This is a genomic window from Xanthomonas sp. NCPPB 1325 (assembly GCF_041477645.2).
Taxonomy (GTDB): domain Bacteria; phylum Pseudomonadota; class Gammaproteobacteria; order Xanthomonadales; family Xanthomonadaceae; genus Xanthomonas; species Xanthomonas cannabis.
Window position 1 is genome coordinate 3,802,546 of record NZ_CM192985.1, and the last position, 17,529, is coordinate 3,820,074.

Annotated in this window: 14 protein-coding genes; 5 read left to right on the forward strand and 9 right to left on the reverse strand. The window is 67.0% G+C overall.

Features of this window, described 5'->3' with window-relative positions; all coding sequences use genetic code 11:
• Positions 1 to 117: 117 nt before the first annotated feature.
• The 3 genes from ACCQ10_RS16100 to ACCQ10_RS16110 all read right to left on the reverse strand — a co-directional run bounded on the left by ACCQ10_RS16100 (position 118) and on the right by ACCQ10_RS16110 (position 4,339).
• Positions 118 to 1,581 carry a PepSY-associated TM helix domain-containing protein gene (locus ACCQ10_RS16100; RefSeq protein WP_372361262.1) on the reverse strand — a complete coding sequence of 488 codons (1,464 nt, stop codon included), beginning with the start codon at positions 1,579 to 1,581 and terminating at the stop codon, positions 118 to 120.
• Complete coding sequence (locus tag ACCQ10_RS16105) at positions 1,581 to 3,608, reverse strand: TonB-dependent receptor (protein WP_372361263.1); 2,028 nt, start codon at positions 3,606 to 3,608, stop codon at positions 1,581 to 1,583. The genes ACCQ10_RS16100 and ACCQ10_RS16105 overlap by 1 nt, the downstream gene beginning before the upstream one ends.
• A gap of 302 nt (positions 3,609 to 3,910) precedes the next feature.
• Complete coding sequence (locus tag ACCQ10_RS16110) at positions 3,911 to 4,339, reverse strand: DUF2946 family protein (protein ID WP_372361264.1); 429 nt, start codon at positions 4,337 to 4,339, stop codon at positions 3,911 to 3,913.
• 324 nt (positions 4,340 to 4,663) lie between these two features.
• Between ACCQ10_RS16110 and ACCQ10_RS16115 the strand changes: the two genes are divergently transcribed.
• Positions 4,664 to 5,860, forward strand: a complete 1,197-nt coding sequence (locus ACCQ10_RS16115) for a sensor histidine kinase (protein WP_047693094.1) — start codon at positions 4,664 to 4,666, stop codon at positions 5,858 to 5,860.
• Between the two features lie 550 nt (positions 5,861 to 6,410).
• Here the strand turns inward: ACCQ10_RS16115 and ACCQ10_RS16120 are convergent.
• Both ACCQ10_RS16120 and ACCQ10_RS16125 read right to left on the reverse strand, forming a co-directional pair.
• Entirely contained in the window at positions 6,411 to 6,695 is a 285-nt protein-coding gene (locus ACCQ10_RS16120) for a hypothetical protein (RefSeq protein WP_184556926.1), read from the reverse strand.
• Positions 6,696 to 6,703: 8 nt separating this feature from the next.
• Positions 6,704 to 7,687 carry a LysR family transcriptional regulator gene (locus ACCQ10_RS16125; protein ID WP_039412418.1) on the reverse strand — a complete coding sequence of 328 codons (984 nt, stop codon included), beginning with the start codon at positions 7,685 to 7,687 and terminating at the stop codon, positions 6,704 to 6,706.
• A gap of 162 nt (positions 7,688 to 7,849) precedes the next feature.
• On the opposite strand from ACCQ10_RS16125, the gene cobA reads away from it, so the two are divergent.
• From cobA to ACCQ10_RS16145, 4 genes are all read left to right on the forward strand, one after another.
• Positions 7,850 to 9,055 carry a uroporphyrinogen-III C-methyltransferase gene (cobA, locus tag ACCQ10_RS16130; protein WP_372361265.1) on the forward strand — a complete coding sequence of 402 codons (1,206 nt, stop codon included), beginning with the start codon at positions 7,850 to 7,852 and terminating at the stop codon, positions 9,053 to 9,055.
• Between the two features lie 16 nt (positions 9,056 to 9,071).
• Positions 9,072 to 10,031, forward strand: coding sequence for a cysteine synthase A (cysK, locus tag ACCQ10_RS16135; RefSeq protein ID WP_039415648.1), 960 nt, complete (start codon positions 9,072 to 9,074; stop codon positions 10,029 to 10,031).
• Between the two features lie 295 nt (positions 10,032 to 10,326).
• Positions 10,327 to 10,833: a methyltransferase family protein gene (locus ACCQ10_RS16140; protein ID WP_039564334.1), complete on the forward strand. Its 507-nt coding sequence runs from the start codon at positions 10,327 to 10,329 to the stop codon at positions 10,831 to 10,833.
• 267 nt (positions 10,834 to 11,100) lie between these two features.
• On the forward strand, positions 11,101 to 11,640 hold the full coding sequence (locus tag ACCQ10_RS16145) for an O-acetyl-ADP-ribose deacetylase (RefSeq protein ID WP_039411044.1): 540 nt from the start codon (positions 11,101 to 11,103) through the stop codon (positions 11,638 to 11,640).
• Positions 11,641 to 11,917: 277 nt separating this feature from the next.
• Here ACCQ10_RS16145 and ACCQ10_RS16150 read toward each other — a convergent pair whose 3' ends face one another.
• The 4 genes from ACCQ10_RS16150 to ACCQ10_RS16165 all read right to left on the reverse strand — a co-directional run bounded on the left by ACCQ10_RS16150 (position 11,918) and on the right by ACCQ10_RS16165 (position 17,124).
• Entirely contained in the window at positions 11,918 to 12,922 is a 1,005-nt protein-coding gene (locus ACCQ10_RS16150; RefSeq protein ID WP_039411046.1) for a class I fructose-bisphosphate aldolase, read from the reverse strand.
• A 660-nt stretch (positions 12,923 to 13,582) separates the two neighbouring features.
• On the reverse strand, positions 13,583 to 15,049 hold the full coding sequence (gene pyk, locus ACCQ10_RS16155) for a pyruvate kinase (protein ID WP_184438510.1): 1,467 nt from the start codon (positions 15,047 to 15,049) through the stop codon (positions 13,583 to 13,585).
• Positions 15,050 to 15,304: 255 nt separating this feature from the next.
• A complete protein-coding gene (locus ACCQ10_RS16160) occupies positions 15,305 to 15,952 on the reverse strand; it encodes an HAD-IA family hydrolase (RefSeq protein WP_166749189.1) in 648 nt (215 codons plus the stop codon).
• Positions 15,949 to 17,124 (reverse strand): phosphoglycerate kinase, encoded by a 1,176-nt coding sequence (locus ACCQ10_RS16165; protein WP_372361266.1) that lies wholly within the window; start codon positions 17,122 to 17,124, stop codon positions 15,949 to 15,951. Before ACCQ10_RS16165 ends, ACCQ10_RS16160 begins: the two co-directional genes overlap by 4 nt.
• Between the last annotated feature and the right edge of the window lie 405 nt (positions 17,125 to 17,529).

Here is a 17,529-nt window from a genome sequence, read left to right on the forward strand (position 1 = left end):
ACGCCTTGTTCTGCAGGTTGCGGGCGCTACGCCGCCTGCACTCTTTCGGTGGACACGTCATGGAGTGCGTTTGCGCGTGAGCCGATACGCAGCACCATGACAGTGGCGCGGGACTCCTCATGGCGCCGTAAAACGTCTGTGATCGCGCTGCATCCAATGACGGTCGAACAGCCACATCAACAGCAACGACAGCCCGACCAACGGGAAGATCAGCCCGCACACCACCAGTAGCACCATCACGCCGCGCAGTGTGCGGGGATCGGCCGGCAACGGTGGCACGCCCAACCCGCCGCTCGGGCGACGCTTCCACCACATCACCGCCGCGCTGACGCATAACAACACGATCGCGATGCAGGCAGCCAACAGGATCAGCTGGTTGGCAGTGCCGTACTGTTGCCCCAGGTGCACATTGATGCCCCATTCCAGCAGCTTGGCCAACGGCCCGTAGTCGCGATAGCGCATGTCCAGCAGTACCGCACCGCTGTATTGATCCAGGTGAATCACCCGCTGCCGCTGCAGATCGGCCGGATACACAGAGGCGGTGTACACGCCGGTGGCACCCCGCGGAGGCGCCACGCTGTAACCCGGCGCGATGCCGCGTGCGTCGAAGCGCGCCATTGCCGCGTCCAACCCGATTGCCCTGTGCCCGGGCGCAGCCACACTGCCCGCGCCGCCGTGAGCTGCGTGCTCGCTATCAGCCGAGTGCGCGTGTTGCACCCCCTTGTCCAGTCCGGCGGAGCCTTGCTCGGGCAACACCGATTCCGGCAGACGCGCCTGCCGCAGCGACCACGCAGTGTCGCCACTGTCGGTGAGCCGCTGCTGCGACATCGGCTGCTGCACGCGCAGCCCGGCCGGATAGCCGAAATCATGCCCATTGGCCCAGCGATTGACCTGCGCGCCCCATAGCCACGACCACGGCATGCCGGTCAGCGCCAGAAACAACAGCACTGCGCCAACGCCCGCACCGGTCACCGCATGCAGGTCGCGCCAGAACAGCCGTTGCCTTGGCTTGCCACGCACACTGATCACGCCACCGCGGCGCCCACGCGGCCACCACAGATACACACCGGTGAGCACCAGCACGATCGCCCAACCGGCGGCCATTTCGATCACTCCACGCGCTAACGGCCCGACCAACGCAAGGCTGTGCAACCGGCGGATCGTCCAGCTCAGCGTGCCGTGCTCCGGCAAGGCGCCCAGCACGCGTGCACGATATGGATCGACATACACCACCTGCCGCACGCCGCGCGCATCCACCAAGCCGACCTCGGCACTGGCATCTGCCCGCGTGGGCGTGGTGTACACGAACAACCTGCCGCCGTAGCGGTCTTGTGCAGCAGCAACCAACTGCTGTGCAGGCTTGCGCGCAGCGCCGACCGCAACCACCTTCAGATCATGGTGCACGCTGCGATCGATCGCCTCCTGATACAAAAACGCAGCCCCGGTCACCGCCAGCCAGATGATGAAAGGCAGCACCAGCAGTCCGGCATAGAAATGCCAGCGCCACACTGCGCGATAGAAGCGCCAGCGGCGGTCCTTGCGCGCCTCGATCACGTCGCCATCAGCCGTGGGTGCATGCATCAGAAGCTCCAGTCCCATGACAGCGACAGCACACGACCATCGCCCGGCGAGTAGCCGGAGCTGCCGCTGTCGTACCACGCATACACGTACGCGCGATCGGTGGCATTGCGCAGCTGCAGGCTGAGTGCATTACGGGCGTCCACAGTCCAGCGCGCGCCCAGATTGAGCAAGGCGTAGCCACCGGTACGGCCCAGGGTGTTGCTGCGCTCCAGGTAGTAGTCGCCCTGCGCATTGCCCCAGGCGCTCAACTGCACCGCCGCACTGACCTGCCATTCCAGCCCGGCGGTGGCCAACCAGTGCGGCACGTTCTCGATCTCCTTGCCGCGCGTGGCAGGCGCGCTCGGATCGGGCGTGGCGATGCTGGCCTTCTGGCGCGAATACGACACCCATGCACGCCAGTGTTCGGCCGGCTGCAGGTTGAGCTGGGCATCCCAACCGCGCCGCAGCGTGCGACCGACATTGGCCACATCGCCCACACTCGCCACGCCATTCACACCCAGAATGGTCGCAACCTCACCGGAGGCGCGTTGCTCCCAATACGCCAGGCGCCCGTCCAGGATCGCCGACGGTGCGAACTTGAAGCCGGTCTCCCAGCCGTCGTTGATCGACGGTCCCAGATTGCCGGGCTGGCGACGGTAAGCGCCATCGCCGCTGCCAATCTGGAAGGTGCGCCCCCAGTTCGCATACACACTGCTCTGCTTACCCACGCGGTAGCTGGCACTGAACTTGGGTTGCTTGATGGTGCCGTAGTCGTAGGTGGGCGCGACGAATCCGGCAAGCACGTCGTGCAACTGGCCATCGACGCGATCGATGCGATACCCCGGCACCAGCTGCAAGCGCGCCACCGGCGTCAGCACCGCCTGCACATACGCACCATGTGTGCGCAGGTCGTAATCCCAGTTGCGCAACTGCGCGCCGCGTACGCGGGCTACGGTGCGATACCGCTGCGACTGATTGTCCTGCCACTGCGCGTCCACCCCGGCTTCCAGTGCAGCGTTCCACACGCCCCCCTCAGGCTGCCAGTTGCCCCGCAGCAGCAGGCCGCGATGGGTTTCATCGGTATCGCGCTCCTGTTGCAGGCCGGCAGCGGAAAATCGCACCCAGCGCTGGTTGCGGTAGTCGTTCCGGTAGGCCTTGGCGCTCCACTGCGCCTGCGCGCCGAGCTCACCGTCGGCGTGCAACGCGGTCTGACGAACGCGACGCGCGCTACGGTCGTCCTGCGCATAGCCCGGCGAACTGCGCGGCGCCACACGTGCGGTGGCGGCGTCCAGGTAGCCGGCTTCCAGCGCCTGGTTGTCGTAGTAGCGCGTGGTGAGCCCGGCACGGAATGCGCCGTCCGGGTCGGTGTAGAACCACTTGCCGGCCACGCTGCGTTTGCGCGCATCGGCATGATCGCGATACCCGTCGGAGTCGCGCCAGGCCAGTACGTAGTTCTGGCTCCAGGCACCACGCTCGATGCCTTTGCCCAGCTGGACCTCGCGCGCACCGAAGCCGCCGCCGGTGATGCTCAGACGGCCATCGTTGCCACCGATGCGGGTCAGCACGTCCACGCTGCCGGCAATCGCGTTCAACCCGTAGCGCGCGTCGTTGGTGCCGCGCACGATCTCGATGGCGCTGATGTCCTGCGGAAACACCGCGTCCAGATACGGCATGCCACCGGCGTTGTCGTTGCTGGGAATGCCGTCGATCAGCAGCTTGACCGCATTGATCCGCCCTTCGCCATTGAAGCCCCGGAACGAAAACCGCCCCGCATCGGTGCCCATGCGGAACTGGGTGACCTGCACACCGGGCGCGCGCATCAGCAGCTCCCAGCTGTAATCCACGTGCTGATCGTGCAGCAGCTCACCGCCGATCACATCCACCGAACTCAGCACGCGCGCCGTACCCGGGTTGCGCTGGGCGTGTTCGCGCACCTGCACCTGGCCCAGCGTCAATGCCGCATCCTGCGCTTGCGCATCGCAGGCAGGCGCCCACACCAGCGCCAATGACGGCACATACCAGAACGTCTTCAACAATCGCCATTGCATGACCAACCCTTTGCCGTGACACCACGGCACTGCAGCCGCGCGCCGCCGCAAGACGGCGGGCACCGGCTCCATTCAATGAGGACGCGTGCTCCGTCGGGTGCGCGTGGGCGCACAACGCTGCCTGCAAGACACAGCACAACGAAGACCCGCAATGGGTGGGGAGCAACCCGACGACACGCCTGCGTTTGATGCTGGCTGGCGCGCGAACCGGACACGCCTCGAGCGGGCAGCCCAGCATCGTTGACGCACTCGACGCGTAGACCTGACGGCGATCCGTTAGGCGGCGTCAGTTGCTCCCGGGCTCATGCGGACAGCGGCGGCCCGCGTGCCCCAAGCGCTGTCCAGCGCCATGCCGACCATGCCGACAGGCGGGTGTGCCCCGGCGTGGGCGATGGCAGAACCCGCAGCAGGCAGAGCACCAGCAGCGCCAGCCAGGGCAGCAGGCGTGCCGCCAGCACGCAGTAATCGCAGGCTTCACCATGCAGGCCGGCATCCTGGTCTCCCACCCGATGGCTGGCTGCAGAGCCGTGCTGCGAGTGGCCGGCGTGCTGGGTCGGCAGATGGCCGGCATGCTGCGCGGCGACAGTATCGAGCGCCGGTCCGCTGGTGCACATCGGTTCGGAGGTGCGCACCTGGTTCCAGCGGCTGACCAGCGGGGCCACCAGCATCAGTGCCACCGCCAGGCAGGCAAGCAGGTGCAACAGGCGATGGCGACGGACGGTATGCAGCATCGCCGCAGTGTAAGCCGCCCTCTCTCCTGGAGCGATGGTGGCGGCCGGTGCGCGACCAGATGTCGCACCCCTTCTCATGCCCGTGCCGCCAGGACATGCATCGCGCGATCCCGCCCCAGCCGCTGCACTGACCCGCCGGGGGTCGGCACTTCGGGAACCGGCATGCGAGTGCCGGTCCAGCCAGTGCAGCCCTCACCTAATGCTCACATGCGCCGCCTTGTCCAGGCCGGCAATCACAATTTTGCTGGTGCAACGCGCTGGCGATGCGTGCTGCGCACGGCCATGCCCTATGCTTGCGTGTCATCCCATTCATCCTGCGCGCGCATGAGTACCGTCCTGTCCGAACCAGCGGCTGAGCCACTGCCCTGCGCGCCCAAGCCGCCGAGCGAAGCGCTTCGGCTCCAGGCGCTACGTAGCTACGGCATTCTCGATACGCCACGCGAAGCGGCTTTCGAGGACATCACCCGGCTGGCGTCGATCATCTGCCAGACCCCGATCGCGCTGATCAGCCTGGTCGACGCCGACCGCCAGTGGTTCAAGAGCGAGCTCGGCATGGGCGAGCGCGAGACCCCCTTGTTCAAGTCGATGTGCGCGCATGCGCTGCTCGACAACGACGTGCTGGTGGTGCCCGACACGCGTCAGGACACGCGCTTTGCGCGCAACCCGCTGGTTACCGGCGACGCCCCGCTGTACTTCTATGCGGGTGCCTTGCTGAAGACGCCCGATGGCCTGCCGCTGGGCACGGTCTGCGTGCTCGACCGGCAACCGCGCGAGCTCACCGACGAACAGGTCGAAGCGCTGCGTGCGCTCGCGCGCCAGACCATGGCGCAGCTGGAACTGCGCCGTGCGCTGCTGATCGCCGAAGAATCCGACCGCTACCGCAGCCGGCTGATGGCCATTGCCGGGCACGACCTGAAGACCCCGCTGCGCACCGCCGCCTACGCCATCGACAAGATGCGCCGGCACGCCAACGTCGATTCCATCCCCACCCTGGTGACCGCGCGCGATGCGATCAGCCTGGTCGGGCGCAGCCTGGACGAACTGGCCACGCTGGCCGCCGCCAGCAAGGCAGCGATGCCGGACCTGCAAGCGTTGCAGCTGGAAGACGTGCTGCACTCGGTGCTGGGCGTGTGGCGCCAGCAGGCCAGCGACAAGTGCCTGGCGCTGCGTCACGTGCCGACCTCGCTGCGCGTGCGCAGCCACCCGACCCTGCTGACCACCCTGATCGGCAACCTGGTCGGCAATGCCATCAAGTACACCGAACGCGGACGCGTGCTGGTCGGCACCCGTCGTCGCCCCGGTTACGCGGTGGTGGAAATCATCGACAGCGGCATCGGCCTGAATCTGGAGCAGCCAGAGCAGGTGTTTCAGGCGTTCCGCCAGGCCGACCCGCGTAGCGATGGTCTGGGCATCGGGCTGTGGATCGTGCATCGCACCGCCGAGACGCTGGGCTGCGAGGTGACGGTGCGTCCGCGCTCGGAAGGCGGCACCTGTTTCTCGGTGCGCATTCCGCTGGCCTGACGCATTACGCGCCGAGCGATGCGCGTTCCGCTGGCCTGGCAAAAAAAGGCGGACCCGAGCTCCCGACCCGGATCCGCCGCCAAACACGCCAGGTCTCTCCCCAGGGACCCGGGTGCGCCAGCCGCTGTGTGCGCAGCCTCGCGCAACAGTGATGCGACAGCGCTAGCAACCCATCGACGACACCGCTGAGTCGGACCGGTGAGGCGATGTCTGCATCGCCGGTCCTGCGCCGTCCACCCCTAGACGTTCGGAGGTGTCGTGACATGGTTGCTATCACTGTTTACGACAGCGCCACGCCCAACTTGATGGAGGCCAGCGACGCCGGCCAGACGGCCCTGACACGTGTAGGGAGAATCACCGACAGCGCGCGAGGCACTGCGTTGAGTCGCTCGCGTATCGCCCTGATTCGATTGAATAAATCGGTTCCGGCCCACGCTGCAATGCAGCACGCGTTCGCATGTGGCGAGCACAACAACAACGGTGCACAACGCGTCCGCAAACGAGCGGATGCGGCACGGGCTCCATCGGTCCGGACTGCCTGGCTACGCCTTCACACCCCGAACGGATCCACATCGTCCTGATCGGCAAACCACTGCGCCGAGTGCACTTCGTCTGCCGCCACTTCCAGCACCTGACGCAGCGCCGCCAGCGGGATCTGCACGGTCCTGCCGTCAACCTGCAGCGCCACCCACAGCGATTCGTCCTGCGGGTCGGCCAGCACCGTCAACGCCGCATGCTCGCGGCCGTCGATGTTGGCCGAGACCTGCAGCGACATGCCGCCGTCCGGGTCGGGCGACCACAGTCTGCTGAGCGGGGGACGCACGGGCTCGCTCATCGCGCGGCTCAACTGGTGATGGTCTGGGTCAGCGATTCCCAGGTTGGCGGCAGCGGCCAGTTGGGCGCCTGGTTGCCGTCCAGCACGCGGCGCAAATCGCGCTTGTCGATCTGCGGCGCCAACACGTGCACCAGGTCCAGCGCGTAGTCGCGCAGCACCCGGTCGCGCGGCAAGACCGCCCAGGCGATGCATTCGGCGATCGGCGCAGGCGCCGGCCAGGCGCGCAAATCTTCGTCGAAGGCGTTGACTGCCATTTCCGCCACCAGGCCCACACCCAGCCCGGCGCGCACATAGGTCTTGATCAGGTCGGCATCCAGCGCGGTCAGCGCGATGCTCGGTTCCAGCCCCACCTGCGCAAACGCCCGCTGCAGCGACGAGCCCGGCCGGGTGGAAGACTCGTAACTGATCAACGGATGCGCGGACAGCGCCTGCATGTCCGGCGCAGTACGCGGGTTGTCCAGTGCATGCCCGCGTGGCACCACCACCAGCCTCCGCCAGCGGTACAGCGGCACCGCGATGCCGGCACTGGGCTCGCCGCCGGCGGTGCTGACCACCGCGATATCCGCATCGCCCTGGCTGAGCAAGTCCAGCGCCGCGCTCTCGGCGGCCTGCTGCAGGTGCACGCTCACCTGCGGGTAGGCGTGCTTGATCTGCGCCACCGCCGGCGGCAGCACGAAGCGCGCCTGGGTGTGGGTGGTGGTCAAGGTCAGCTGGCCCTGGCTCTCCCGGCGCTGGTTGGCGGCATAGGTGCGGATGTTGTTGGCCTCCGACAGCACCGCGCGCGCGCGCTCGATCACTTCCACCCCGGCCGGCGTGACCGCGTCCAGGCTGCGCCCCTTGCGCACGAACAACAAGAAGCCGAGCTCGTCTTCCAGCTGCTTGAGTTGCTTGGACAGACCGGGCTGGGTCGCGTGCACGCGCGCAGCGGCCAGCGTGATGTTCAGCTCGGCATCGGCAATGGCGACCAGATAGCGAAGTTGGGTCAGCGTCATGGGCTTATATCCAAAAAAGCGCGAGGCGCTACAAGGACTTCGACTGTAGAGGAGTTCCAGTGGCCAGCTTATAACCGAACGCTATTTTCAGGGTGTATGAAGTCATTTCCGACGGCTATATGCCGGCGTTACGGTCTGGCCCTCCCCTTCGATACCCCGGCCGTGACCTCTGCGTTTCCGTTCCTTGCCGACCTGCATGGCCGTGCCGTCCTGGTGGTTGGCGGCGGCGTCGATGCCGAACGTGCTACTGCCCAGCTGTTGCAGGCCGGCGCCTCGCCGTTGGTGGGCGCGCCGCAACTGACCCCGCAGTTGCAACAGTGGACGCGCGCCGGCCGGATCCGCTGGCTGCCCGGCCCGTTCGACCCGGCGTGGCTGCTGCAGCCCGACACCGCCCCGCTGTGGCTCACCATTGCCGCCAGCGACCTGCCGGAGCTCAACGCGGCGTTGTGCGCAGCGGCCAGCAGCCACCGCCTGCTGACCCATCGCGTGGTGCCCGCCGCGTCGGCGTCCCCCCCGGCACCGTCCCCGATGCAGCCCACCCGCCCTGCCACGCCGTCCCCCGGCAGCGTGACGCTGGTAGGTGCCGGCCCTGGCGACCCCGGCCTGCTCACCCGCAATGCCCTGCGCGCGCTCCGGCAGGCCGAGGTGGTGCTGTACGACCGTCTGGTCAGCCCGCAGATCCTGCGCCTGGCCCGTCGCGATGCGCTGCGCGTGGAGGTCGGCAAGGCCGCGCAAGGCCATAGCACCCGGCAGGAGCAGATCCACGTGCTGATGCTGGAGCACGCCCGCGCGGGGCGGCGGGTGGTCCGCCTGAAGGGCGGCGACCCGTTCGTGTTCGGCCGGGGCGGCGAAGAGCTGGAATTCCTGCGCGACCACGGCATCGGCTTCCAGGTAGTGCCCGGCATCACCGCCGCGCTCGCCTGCGCCGCCTACGCGGGCATTCCGCTCACCCACCGCGACCATGCGCAGTCGCTGCGCCTGATCACCGCCCACTGCAAGGATTCGCTGGACACCCTGGACTGGCAGGCGCTGGGCCAGGAGCGCCAGACCCTGGCCTTCTACATGGGCGTGGCCGGCCTGGAAGGCATCCAGCAGCGCCTGCTGCAGGCCGGCCGCGCGCCGGGCACGCCATTTGCCCTGGTCGAGAATGGCTCGCGCCCGCAGCAGCGGGTGATCACCGGGTCGCTCGCCACCCTGGCCGCCACCGCACGGCAGTACACCGTGCAGGCTCCGGCCCTGCTGATCCTGGGCGAGGTCACCGCGCTGGCGCAGTCCCTGCACTGGTACGGCGGCGCCCCGCTGCACGCCGCGCCGCCGCACTCACCCATCGCAACGCCCGATACGCCCACACTGGCCCACGCAGCCTGATTCCGACGGAGACCCCATGGCCCTGTACGACAACATCCTCGACACCATCGGCCGCACCCCGGTGGTCAAACTCAACCGCCTCGCTCCGGACAACGTCACCCTCTACGTCAAGGTGGAATCGTTCAATCCGGGCGGCTCGGTCAAGGACCGCCTGGCGCTGGCCATCATCCTGGACGCCGAGCAGCGCGGCCTGCTCAAGCCCGGCGACACGATCGTTGAAGCCACCTCCGGCAACACCGGCGTGGCGTTGGCCATGGTCGCCGCCGCACGCGGCTACAAGTTCGTGGCCACCATGGTGGAAACCTTCTCCATCGAACGCCGCAAACTGATGCGCGCCTATGGCGCCAAGGTGATCCTGACCCCCGCCGCCGAGCGCGGCAGCGGCATGGTGCGTAAAGCGAAGGAACTGGCCGAACAGCACGGCTGGTTCCTCGCCAGCCAGTTCGCCAATCCGGCCAACCCGGCCTACCACCGCAACACCACCGCCGCCGAAATCCTGCGCGACTTCGCCGGCCACCGGCTCGACCATTTCGTCACCGGCTGGGGCACCGGCGGCACCCTCACCGGCGTAGGCGAAGTGCTGCGCGTGGCCCGCCCGGAAGTGCGCATCACCGCCACCGAGCCGGCCGGCGCGGCGCTGCTGCAGGGCCAGGACTGGAAGCCGCACAAGATCCAGGGCTGGACGCCCGACTTCGTGCCCGAGGTGCTCAACCGCGAGGTCGCCCACGAGGTGCTCAGCGTGGAAGACACCGACGCCATCACCGTGGCGCGCCGCCTGGCCGCCGAAGAAGGCATCTTCACCGGCATCTCCGGCGGCGCCACCGTCGCCACTGCGCTACGCGTGGCAGAAGGCGCGGTGCCCGGCGCGGTGATCCTGGCCATGCTGCCCGACACCGGCGAGCGCTATTTCTCCACGCCGCTGTTCGCCGACATCAACGAAGGCTCCGACGACGACTGGCTGGCTGGCCTGCCCTGATCGGTCACGAGAAGGTCGCGAAATGGAGGCCGCGTGGATGCGCGGCCTTCTTTGTTTGGGACTCGGGACTCGGGACTCGGGACCCGGGACCCGGGACCCGGGACCCGGGGAATGGGGAACGGAGGGAACGGGGGGAACCGCGGGACCGGGAAAGCGGGACAGTAAAAGGCGTCGACGTACGCGATCTGCTCGTTGGATCGACTGTCTGGCTTTCTGGGTCACAGCTTCGACTGCCCGCACTCCCGCCCATGTCAAGGAAACGTTAGGATGACGGCCGTGATGTAGGGAGAGATGCGTGAGCAACCAGCCGTATGGACACAGCGACACCCGCGCCTCGCGGGCGCCATGGCTGGTGAAGATGACCTCGCCGGTGCACTTCGCGCTTGCCCTGGGTCTGGGCGCGTGGCTGCAGGACGCGCTGGAGCTCCCCCTGCCCGCTCCCACGCCACTGGCATGGATCGAACTGGCCGGAGGCGTCATCGCCTGCCTCGGCCTGGCGCTGGCGGTGAGCTGCTTCATCCTGTTCGCACGTCGGCGCACCACCATCATGCCGAGCGGCCATCCATCACGCCTGGTGCTGGACGGCCCATATCGCTTCACCCGCAACCCGATGTACCTGGCGCTGGTGCTGAGCTATGTCGGCCTGTGCCTGCAGCTTGGGCTGCTGTGGGCGGTCGCGCTGGTGCCACTGCCGTGGCTCGCATTGCGGCTGTACGTCATTCCCTTCGAAGAGGCGCGTCTGCGCGCAGAATTCGGCCGCCATTACACCGACTACTGCGCGCGCGTCCGCCGCTGGCTCTGAACGGCGGCACGCAGGCTGGCGTGGAGCCGCGCCATCCCCTCGCCGGGCGACCGTGCAGATCCCGGACCGTTGCGCATCGGCGATAAATTGTTCCAATCGACGGCAGCGCAAAGCCGCCTGGATCGCCCGATTTCGCGTGCGCCTGCCGCAGGGTTCGCGAGGTCAGGCGTGGTCGCAGCCGATGAGATGAATGGCCGCTAGCGTGGGGCTCCGCAGCGCCTGATCCCCATCACGCGTTCATCATTCAAATCCCATAACTATCTCGCCATGAAAATCGAAGTCTGGCAAGGCGACATCACCGAACTCGACGTTGACGTCATCGTCAACGCCGCCAACGAATCACTGCTGGGCGGTGGTGGCGTGGATGGCGCCATCCATCGCGCTGCCGGCCCGGGTTTGCTGCAGGCCTGCGAAGCCCTGCCGCAGGTACGCCCGGGCGTGCGCTGCCCTACCGGCGAAATCCGCGTCACCGACGGTTTCAACCTGAAGGCGCGTCACGTGTTTCATACCGTGGGCCCGGTGTGGCGCGACGGCAAGCACAACGAACCGGAACAGCTGGCCAACTGCTATTGGCAGTCGCTCAAGCTTGCCGAGCAGATGCTGCTGCACTCGATCGCATTCCCGGCGATCAGCTGCGGCATCTACGGCTATCCGCTGCATCAGGCCGCACGCATCGCGGTCACCGAGACACGCGACTGGCAGCGCTCGCACAAGGTGCCCAAGCACATCGTGCTGGTGGCCTATAACGACGCCACCTACAAGGCCTATCAGCAGGCATTGGCAACGCAGGAGACCGCAGCGGCCTGACGCCACGAGACGCGCAGTGCACTGAGGGGCGCCGCAAGGCGCCCGTTGCGTTTGAGTCCATGCATCAGGCTGCAAGCCCGGCCGGCGGCGGATGCTCGGCACGCCAATGCTTCGCGCCGGTCACGCCGCCGCATTTGAAGCGCCGCCCACCGCCGCTGCGCGGCCTGCTCACCCGACCAGCCGATGCATTGCCATCGACGCCCAATAAAAACGCCGGCATCGCTGCCGGCGTCTTCATGCCTGGGTTTGACCCGGCCTTGCAGCCGCGATCAGCCGATCAGCCCTTCCACTTGCCCAGTGCAGCCAGGCCGTTTTCCTTGGCGCGCTCATAAATGATCTGCTGCGCCTTGGCGAAGTTGCCGGTCATGTCCTTGGCCCACAGCTTCAGTGCCGCCTGCTGCATGGCGCGACCGTAGGAGAAGCTCAGCGGCCACGGCAGGTTGCCAAGCTGGTGCATCTCGTTGAGGTGCGCGGTGGACTGCTCGTCGGTCTGGCCGCCGGACAGGAACACGATGCCCGGCAGGATCGCCGGCACGGTCGACTTCAGGCACATCACGGTGGACTCGGCCACTTCCTCGACACTGGCCTGCTCTTCGCAGCCCTTGCCGGAGATGACCATCGAGGCCTTCAGGATGGTGCCTTCGAGCACGACGTTCTGCTCATACAGCGCGCCAAACAGCGAGCGCAGCGTGGCTTCGGTCACTTCGTAGCAGGTCTCGATGTCGTGGTCGCCGTCCATGATCACTTCCGGCTCGACCATCGGCACCAGGCCCTGTTCCTGACACAGCGCCGCATAACGCGCCAACGCATGCGAGTTGGCCTCGATGCAGGTGCCGGAGGGAATGTCTTCGCCGATGTTGATGACCGCACGCCACTTGGCGAACCGTGCACCCAGCGTGTAGTACTCCTCAAGACGTGCGCGCAGGCCATCCAGACCTTCGGTGACCAGCTCGCCCGGCATGCCGGCCAGCGGCTGCGCGCCCTTGTCGACCTTGATGCCCGGGATGATGCCGTGCTCGGCCATGTACTTGGCGAACGGCACGCCGTCCTTGGTCTTCTGACGGATGGTCTCGTCGAACAGGATGGCGCCGGAGATGTAATCGCTCAGCTTGGGCGTGGTCAGCAGCAGTTCGCGGTAGGCGCGACGGTTTTCTTCGATGTTCTCGATGCCGACGCTGGCAAAACGCTTTGCGATCGTGCTGGTCGACTCGTCGATGGCGATGATGCCCTTGCCCGGGGCGACCATGGCCTGGGCGGTTTCGGCAAGCTGTTCGATGCTCATGTAGTTCCTGTGGCAGCTGCGGGGGAGAACGAAAGTATAGCGACGAAAGTCGTACACATTCCTTCACGGAATGCCTGCAACCGATTACACCATGCGCGCATGACGGGATGTGTGGCACCGCTCGCATGTGGGAATCGGGAATCGGGAATCGGGAATCGGGAATCGTTGAAGCTGAGCATGTCGTGCAGCTTGTTGCTTGCTGTGATGCATGGCACCAACAACGTGCGGCGGCGCGGCCGACCAGCACCACGCATGCGTTGATTGCGTTATGGGTGTTGGCCCGTTGCATGGAGCTGCCTGCGGCATGGCTACTCACGTCACGACGAAGCTCACCCTCTTCGTCACCTATCCGGTCACACCGCGTGTCGTTCACGTTCGCTCCGTTCCGTTCCGTCGACGAGCGGGAAACGGAATCGCCGTCGTGGGCATGCATCACCTTGTGAAACTTATGGCGCGCGGTATCAACACCATGACGCAGCGCGGCGGCGATCGTGCGCTGGCCGGGCAGTCGCCGGATCCGGCCGTTGAGCAACCCGCCGGACCCAGGCCAAGCATTTACCCGCGCCCGGCATCTCCACACAGCACAACGGCGGCCCTGGGGCCGCCGTCGTGTGTCACGTCTTCCGGCTCAGGTCATGCGCCGGGTACCGTCAAGGGGGATTACAGCTCGCCCAGGCCGGTGGCGCGGCCGTCTTCGCCCACTTCCAGCAGGCGCAGCGTGTTGGTGGCGCCGTGCATTTCCATGTGCTCGCCACTGGTGAACACCACGCGGTCGCCAGGCCCCATGCGCTCGTTTTCCACCAGCAGGCGGATCGCCGCACGCGCGGCTTCGCGCGGGGTCAGGCCGCGGCTGTCGAAGCTGATCGGGAACACGCCGCGCATCATCGCCATCTGGCGACGCGCGCCGTCGTGACGGGTGAAGGCGTAGATCGGCATGTTGGAACGGAAGCGCGACAGGAAGCGCGGCGTGCCGCCGGATTCGGTCAACGCCACCACGCCGCCCAGGCCGATGTGCTCGGACAGGAACATGGTCGCCATGGCGATGGCCTGGTCGGCACGCTGCAGGTTGCGTTGCGCTGCTTCGAAATCGGTATCGAACTCGAACTGATGCTCTGCACCCAGACAGATGCGCGCCATCGCTTCCACCGCGCGCACCGGATACGCACCGGCGGCGGTTTCGGCCGAGAGCATCACCGCATCGGTGCCGTCGATGACCGCGTTGGCCACGTCCAGCACTTCGGCGCGGGTCGGGATCGGGCTTTCGACCATCGACTGCAGCATCTGGGTGGCAGTGATCACCACCTTGTTCTGCGCCAGCGACTCGCGAATGATCTTCTTCTGCAGGCCCGGCAATTCGGCATCGCCGATTTCCACGCCCAGATCGCCACGCGCCACCATCACCACGTCGGAGGCTTCGACGATTTCGACCAGGTTTTCGATCGCTTCGGTGCGCTCGATCTTGGAGACCAGCTGCGCATCGCAGCCGTGCTGCTGGGCGATCTGCCGCGCGTCGTGCATGTCCTGCGCATTACGGCAGAACGACACCGCGATGAAGTCCACGCCGATCTTGGCGACGATGCCGATCAGCTCCTTGTCGCGCTCGGTCAACGCGCCCAGCGACAAGCCGCCGCCCTGCTTGTTCAGGCCCTTGCGATCGGACAGCACGCCGTCGTTGAGCACGGTGGTGACGATGCGCGTGCCCTGCACGTCGGTGACCTGCAACTGCACCAGGCCATCGTCCAGCAGCAGCACGTCGCCTGCGGTCACGTCCTGCGGCAGGCCCAGGTAGCTGACGCCCACCTGCTGCTGATCACCGGCCGGTGCATTGGCGTCGGCCACCAGGTCGAAGCGATCGCCCATGGCCAGCTTGATCTTGCCTTCGGCAAAGCGCTCGATGCGGATCTTCGGGCCCGGCAGGTCAGCCAGGATGCCGACCTCGGCACCGACGCGTGCCGCGGCGGCACGCACTTCGGCAGCACGCTTGGCCTGGCCGGACGGATCGCCATGACTGAAGTTGAGGCGCACCACGTTGACGCCCGCCTTGAACAGCTTATCCAGCACCCCGGGCGCATCCGTTGCCGGTCCGAGGGTGGCGAGGATCTTGGTGCGGCGTTGACGTTCTTTCATGATGGCCTCCCTGTAAAAGCCGCGAAACTTAACACACACGTCACGCACCAAGGATGGCATTGCGGCATAGCCACCCTCCTATTCCGGCATGTCTTACAGACAGTGCGGGACAGTACGTACGTCTACGCACACGTTGCGCCTGGCAACGTGTGCGGTCGCCACCCTAACCCGATGGCGGTGAAGAGCTGCGTGCCGGGTCGCGCCGTGCAAGGCGCCGGCAACGACCAAGCGAACGCGACGGCCGACGCACACGGATCACGCGTTAATCAACTGCCGCAGTTGCGCCGGCGTCTGCGCGATCGCGCCGGCACCTGCAGTACGCAGTTCGGCCTCGTCACCGAAGCCCCACAACACGCCGATGCTGTGAATGCCGTGGTGGTTGGCGCCCTCGATATCCATCCGGCGGTCGCCGATCATCACGCAGCCGGTCTTGTCGATCTGCAGGCGGCGCAGCGCTTCGGCGATGAGGTCGGGCTTGAAGCGGCGCTCGCCATCCTCGCTGGCGCCGATCACGTTGTCGAAGCACGCACCGAACGGCAGATGCTCGACGATGCGCCGCGCGTAGCGTTCGTTCTTGGAGGTCACCACGGCCAGCCGATGACCGGCGCGATGCAGGCCGGTGACCACATCGCCGATGTCGTCGAACACACTGAGTTCGGTCCAGCCCACCGCGTCGTAGCGCGCGCGGTAGAGGCCCAGCGCGCGCTGCACCAGCGCCGGGTCATCCGGAAAGCACTCGGTGAAACTGTCGCGCAGCGGTGGGCCGATCCAGGCGCGCAAGGTCTGCGCAGAGGGACGCGGCTGCCCGATCTCATCGAAGGCATGCACGATGCTGGCGACGATGCCCGGCTCCGAATCGACCAGGGTGCCGTCCAGATCGAAGAACAGCGTGGCTGCGCTCACTTGCCGCGGGCCTCGAGCGCGGCCACGGCCGGCAGGGTCTTGCCTTCGAGGAACTCCAGGAACGCGCCGCCACCGGTGGAGATGTAGGTGACGTCCCGGGCGATGTCGTATTTGTCCACTGCCGCCAGGGTGTCGCCGCCGCCTGCGATCGAGAACGCCTTGGAGCCGGCGATCGCACGTGCCAGCGTTTCGGTGCCGTGGCTGAAGGGCTCTAATTCGAACACGCCCACCGGCCCGTTCCACACCACGGTGCCGGCATTGGCGATCAGCTCGGCGTAGCGCTGCGCGGTCTGCGGGCCGATGTCCAGGATCAGATCGTCCGCATCCACCGCATCGAGCGACTTCACGCTGGCCTCGGTATCGGGCAGGAACTGCTTGGCGACGACCACATCGGTGGGCAGCGGAATCTCTGCGCCACGTGTCTTGGCATCGGCCACGATCTGGTTGGCGGTCGGGATCAGGTCCGGTTCGTTCAAGGACTTGCCGACGTCATGCCCGGCGGCGGCGATGAAGGTGTTGGCGATGCCGCCGCCGACGATCAACTGGTCGACCTTGTTGACCAGGTTGGACAACAACTCCAGCTTGGTGGAGACCTTGCTGCCGGCCACGATCGCCAGCAACGGCTTGGCCGGGTTGTCCAGCGCCTTGGCCAGCGCGTCCAGTTCGGCCATCAGCAGCGGGCCACCGGCGGCGACCGGCGCAAAGCGGATCACGCCATGCGTGGAGGCCTGCGCGCGATGCGCGGTGCCGAAGGCATCCATCACGAACACATCGCACAGCGCGGCGTACTTGCGCGCCAGCGTCTCGTCGTCCTTGCCTTCGCCGACGTTCATGCGGCAGTTTTCCAGCAACACCACCTGGCCCGGCGCCACCTCCACCCCGTCGACCCAGTCGCGCACCAGCGGCACGTCCACGCCGAGCAGCGCGGTCAGGCGCGCGGCCACCGGCGCCAGCGAATCGTCTTCGGTCCAGCTGCCTTCCTTGGGCCGGCCCAGATGCGAGGTGACCATGACCGCGGCGCCCTTTTCCAGCGCCAGCTTGATGGTGGGCACCGAGGCGGTGATGCGCTGTTCGGAGGTGATCTGGCCGTTGTCGATCGGCACGTTGAGATCCTGGCGGATCAGCACGCGCTTGCCGGAGAGATCGAGGTCGGTCATACGGACGATGGACATGGGCTTGGCTCGCTGAGTCTGGGGATTAGGGGATCGAGATTGCGGATTGGTACACGGCGCCGCGCGTTGGCACATGCTCTGCGCGCGGAGGAATGGCGCTACTGCGCCAGCTTGGCGTGGCGCCGTCGTTCACAACAATGCCGCCATTGCACGTGCGGCAGACGCCGACGGCGGTGGCTCGGAGACCACGGGCAAGGCGACTGCCTTGGCGGCGGGGATCGGGCAATCAGGGCTCGGCATCGGCCCGCCGCACCGCAACCCGGCGGTGCGCTGGGCGGGCGCCACCGCAACTGAGGAGGGCGCAAACTCTGGTCGGTCGAACACGACGGGCAATGCGGCTGCCTTGGCGACGGGGGATGCCCATTGTCCGGCCTTCGCCCCGATGCGGCAAACCCGCACCCCGGA